The organism is Mesorhizobium sp. M7D.F.Ca.US.004.01.2.1, assembly GCF_003997785.1.
Classification (GTDB): domain Bacteria; phylum Pseudomonadota; class Alphaproteobacteria; order Rhizobiales; family Rhizobiaceae; genus Mesorhizobium; species Mesorhizobium loti.
Window position 1 is genome coordinate 1 of record NZ_RZRQ01000670.1, and the last position, 1,145, is coordinate 1,145.

At 63.9% G+C, this 1,145-nt stretch carries 2 protein-coding genes; one reads left to right on the top strand and one right to left on the bottom strand.

The genetic code is table 11. The features are described from left to right. The first annotated feature begins 192 nt into the window (after positions 1-192). On the top strand, positions 193-738 hold the full coding sequence (locus EN993_RS36045; protein WP_127266263.1) for a DUF924 family protein: 546 nt from the start codon (positions 193-195) through the stop codon (positions 736-738). A gap of 27 nt (positions 739-765) precedes the next feature. On the opposite strand, the gene folK is transcribed toward EN993_RS36045, so the two are convergent. Next, the coding region (gene folK / locus EN993_RS36050) for a 2-amino-4-hydroxy-6-hydroxymethyldihydropteridine diphosphokinase (protein WP_127266264.1) at positions 766-1,145 on the bottom strand (380 nt) is incomplete at its 5' end.

The following is a 1,145-nucleotide window of genomic DNA, read 5'->3' on the forward strand; positions in this document are numbered from 1 at the left end:
CCGCGACACCAACCGCTTCGAAACCCAGCTCGCTGAAGGCATTCGCGCCGGACAGCGCTTCCTGAGGGGCAATATCGGCACGCCGATTCCCACACCGCTCTCGACGCCGCGCCGCCCCGGCCAGGCGCTCAACGAAGAGACCGCCGGGGTGCTGCACAAATCCGAACCCGCCGATTGAGCAAGGAACCAGGCATGGAATTGGACAGCAGAGCCCTGTCGGTCACCAAATTCTGGCGCGATGCCGGCGAGGACGCGTGGTTCGAGAAGAATGGGGCATTCGATGCCGACTTCCGCAATCGCTTTCTCGATCTGCACTACGCCGCCGCGCGGCGTGAATGCGACGGCTGGCTGGAGCATGCCGAAGGCTCGCTGGCGCTGATGATCCTGCTCGACCAGTTTCCGCGGAACTGCTTTCGCGGAACCGGCCACATGTACGCGACCGACCCGCTCGCCAGATATTTTGCCACAAAGGCGATCGCGGCCGGCCATGATCTGGCGCTCGAGCAAGAAATCCGCGTCTTCCTCTATCTGCCGTACGAGCATTCGGAACTGCTCGCCGACCAGCACATATCGGTCGATCTGACCCAGACCAGGGCCGAACCCTACCTGAAGTATGCTGTCGAACATCGTGATATCATTCAGAATTTCGGTCGTTTTCCGCACCGAAACAAAATGCTTGGCCGCGAAACCACGCCGCAGGAGCAAACGTTCCTGGACGGCGGCGGATTCTCGGGCTGAAAGTTCGGCTGCCGCCTCATCCAGACGTCAGGCCAGCCACCAGTCCCGGCCGGACGACAAGCGCTCGATGCCGGACGTGTCGACGGCGACCAGCCGGTCCGTGATGCTGCGATCACCGACAACCAGGCCGGGCGCGATCTCGGCCAGCGGCGCCAGCACGAAGGCACGCTCCAGCATGCGCGGATGCGGCACCTCCAGCCCGGTCTCGTGGATAACGCGGTCGCCGAACACCAGAATGTCGATATCGATCAGCCGCGGCCCCCAGCGCTCCTCGCGCACCCGCTTCAGCTTGCGCTCGGCGTCGAGGCAGAGGTCGAGCAAGGCGCGCGGTGCAAGCCCAGTGGAAATTTCGGCGGCGGCATTGAGAAAGTCCGGCTGATCGAGCTTGCCCCAGGGCGGCGTGCGAT